Annotated in this window: 2 protein-coding genes; both read right to left on the minus strand. The window is 45.8% G+C overall.

Annotated features, from left to right (window positions below):
• Positions 1-191 precede the first annotated feature (191 nt).
• The gene (locus tag IM515_RS00175) at positions 192-2,762 is read right to left on the minus strand and encodes a DUF3536 domain-containing protein (RefSeq protein WP_287628521.1); all 2,571 of its coding nucleotides are present in this window, start codon (positions 2,760-2,762) and stop codon (positions 192-194) included.
• Positions 2,763-3,183: 421 nt separating this feature from the next.
• On the minus strand, positions 3,184-3,723 hold the full coding sequence (locus IM515_RS00180; protein WP_287628523.1) for a hypothetical protein: 540 nt from the start codon (positions 3,721-3,723) through the stop codon (positions 3,184-3,186).
• Positions 3,724-3,858 lie beyond the last annotated feature (135 nt).

The following is a 3,858-nucleotide window of genomic DNA, read 5'->3' on the forward strand; positions in this document are numbered from 1 at the left end:
AAATGGGGCGAAAGTCTGTGGACTCTGTGTAAGACAGTACATGGTTTTTTAACTGTGGTATGCGACGGTGGTGGAAGCAGAAACTTAAATCGTGAGGTTTAGGAATCGCCGCACTTTTAGGGCGGCGAGGATGTCAACACCTAACCCACTTAATCATCAAAGGGTGAGCATTGCCCACCCTTTGACTGATTTCACAGCCAAATACTCACATCAACTTTTAACACCTGTCCTAATAGTAATAACCATTTTAATTGAGTCATCGGCCAGGGACAGGAAACATCTATTGAATTAGACCGCAAAGAATTAGGAACTAGACGATCATGGAAGTAATAATAGTATAATTCCTGAGAGCGATCGAGGGATAATCCTAGCTTTAATTGTTGGCTAACTTCAATTAAACGGGTGATTAAGCGAGTATCCTCCTCCGCCGTTAAAGGATCGCCATCGTGTAATAATTTCCCAAGAGATTGCCAGAGCAGACTTTCTAAGATTTGACGCGCTTCGGGGATGTTTAATTGACAGTGTAAATGATTGGCCTCCTTAGCAATAGCAAATAATTGATCGAGATTATTCTCCGTCGCTTGCCGATGCTCAAAATCCTTTTCTAGGGCAGTAATCACCTGTAAACAACGGTGAGAAATGGCAATATCGGCCGCTACCTGTAACTCTTGAGGTACGGGCAGCTCATCCCGTTGGAAAGCCGCTAAAATGCCGTAATTATCCCGATAAACTTGGGTGTATAGTTGATCGAGACGTTTTTTAGTTTCGGCTGTCACCTTCTGCATGATCCGGTGTCTTTCATCGGCAAAAAGATGGGGTAAAGCAAAGAAGTTTTCTCCCAATCCGCGCCCCATTTCTACAATCATGGTCGAAACACTGGCCTGTTGTAAAGATTCAAAGAGATGATCCTTAAGATTGGTATAGATTAACCGACTGTTAAACGGTTGAATGCAGCAGTAAAAATCCCAACCTCCTAAATGTAGAACAGCAAAGACAAAATGTTCACTTTCTTGGGTAATTTCCGAGGTTAATTCCACCTGTCCCACCGCTAAAGTTAAAGACCCGATCGCTTGTTTTTGATAATCTAATTGACGGGTATTGTAACAATAAATCCGATGATGACTGGGATAATTGGTAAATAGAGAACTAATGGCGTAATGGGCCGCCACCCGTTCCAAATCCACCCGCGCAGAAGTGACCAATTGTCGATAGACATCAGCCCCATCTTGATATAACTTAACGTTACTGGGAGCGAAAGCTAGACGACTGAGGAAATTCATTTCTAATTGAATTCCAGCCACTTCTCCGGCTAATTCCAGGGCCCGGCCAGCATATCTCAAAATTTGCGTACCTTCAGGTCGGGAAATTTCCTCAAAAAACCAGCCACAACTGGTAAACATCAATAAAGCTTGTCTTTGCATTTCTAATAAACGCAAAGCATCGATTTTCTCGCTTTTACTCAGGGTACGACTTTGATGCAGGGCGAGGAAATGTTCGATCGCGTCTGGGGATCGATCTAAAATAACTGCAATGTAGTCATCCCTTGTCTGCCAAGGATCCCGGAAAAATTCCTGTCCCTGAATCTCATAGACCTTAATCAACTCATCTCTGAGCCAATTTAGGGACTCCCGCAGGGGTTTACGCCATTTTTGCTGGTAATTTCCCCCTCCCCCGCAACCACAGTCATCCTGCCAACGATTTACGCCATGGACGCAACTCCACGCGGTCACGGGTTTTAATTCCACTTCCCAAGTGGGGGGGCAAATACTGAGATAATGGGCGAAATTGGTGACTGTCCAGCCGTTTTTAGGGAAAGATTCCGTAAAAGCATAGCTAAGACACTTCTCTGTCCCCTGTTTGTGGTGTCCGAAGGTTTCCCCATCGGTAGCGACGCTGATTAACTGGGAGGGACGATGATCCCCTTTAATTGCTTGTCCCAGACGACCGACGAGAAAATCACTACTGGCTAGGACATCATTAAAGCCCATATCGCGAGAAATTGGACCATCGTAGAAGAAAATATCCAGATAACGACCATCGGGGATGTAACAGCGATAGGGACGGGTGGGATCGATTTGACCTCCAGCCACTGCGTGCCATTGGGGATGGGGATCATGGTCGCTAGGGAAAGGACGACAGCGCAGGGCCTGGGAAGGGGCTAAAATGGTGAATTTAATCCCTTCATCGATTAAAGCTGTCACTGTGGCTAAATCAATGGCTGTTTCCGCTAACCACATTCCTTCGGGATCACGACCGAAACGATGCTGAAAATCGGCTTTTCCCCAGCGAATTTGGGTGTATTTGTCCTGTTTGTTGGCTAGGGGCAGAATGATATGATTATAGACCTGGGCGATGGCGTTACCATGACCGTTTAAGCGTTGACAACTTTTTTGATCTGCTGCCAAGATGCGTTGATAAACTTCGGGATCATGGGATTGCATCCATGACATGAGGGTGGCCCCGATGTTAAAGCTGAGATATTCGTAGTTATTAACTATTTTGATCACTTCCCCCCGGTCATTGTAAATACGCGCAAAAGCATTGGCACGATAACACTCGTGATGGATGCGTTCATTCCAATTGTGGAAGGGATGGGCGCTCGGCTGCCGTTCAATTCTGTCTAGATAGGGATTTTCTCGCGGTGGTTGGTAAAAATGTCCGTGAACCGTGATATAAACTCCGTGAGCGGTTTTCAGGGGATCGACCCCCGTATCGGTATAGGAATAAAAGGTTGTAGAAGGATTTTCAACAAGATAAGTCATAGAAATGCCTAGAAAATCGGTTTTTTTGAGCGAAAATAGCTGTAGAATGTAGCGACCTGATGTTTTAAAAAACTGAAAACCTTGCCGTTTTTTACGGACTTGGTGTCACAATATCATATTTTGCGTTCCTAGCAAAGCTAGGGTTAACAATTCGCAACTTCTCTATACACAGCACCAAGTAATACTAAATTTTGTAACAAAATCTAGCTTTTTCGGGTAAGCTGTTGACCATCTGGCTGACTGACCATCCTTTGCAATCAGCGTTCTATCCTAGGAGAGATGCGATCGCTCCTCCCCCTGCCCCAAAAGCGATCGCCAAGTTGAGGAAAATTTGGCCATGCCCAAAAATGATCGCCTTTAATCATCAATGTTTTTGACGGGTTACGCTGTGCCAAACCATCCTACGGGATCAGACATCGCATCACCACTTCATGAAGGGTGGCGGACTAAACGGATGTTTTGCAAACCACTGGCGCGCTCCTTTCATGAGAAAGCGGTGAAATCCGTTATTTGGAATCGCCTTTTTGACCTCGCCCACATAGGCGGGAGGAATGCCGAACTTAAAGAAACCAAGGGAGAAATCAACTAAATCGCCCCTTCTGAATAGTTCCACCAGCGGATAGCGGTCTGTCTTGTAGGTGCGAACCTTATGGTGCATCTCGACCATTAGTCCAATTTCCTCAGACCATTCCTCTCGCCCAGTTTCGGATAAGTACCTCTTTACTTCAAACACCGAAGGTGGGATGTAGTCCACGGTATGAGCCGACCAAAGACCCAGATCGTGAAAGCAGGCGGCGATCGCTAACTTGGTTTTTTCTTCTTCGGTGCAGGAATGGAGGGCCAAACAGAAATTGAACATTCGATAGACATGACCCCTGTAACCCAGGTAGTCATCACCGATTCGGTCTTTCCATGCAGCGAGAATTTCTTCTATGAGATCGTCCTTGGTCTCGATTTTCATCGGAAATTTTGGGTCTGAAACCCCGCCGTTCTAGGTTGGCTTTACGTTAGAATTAAAAGGCCAGTCTCGAAAACCAAGTGGACGGCGCAGCACCTGGAAAACTCGGCTTAGGGGGTTCCGACCAGAAAAGCTTGG

Origin of the sequence: Microcystis sp. M44BS1 (assembly GCF_020244875.1) — a bacterium.
GTDB classification, from domain to species: domain Bacteria; phylum Cyanobacteriota; class Cyanobacteriia; order Cyanobacteriales; family Microcystaceae; genus Microcystis; species Microcystis panniformis.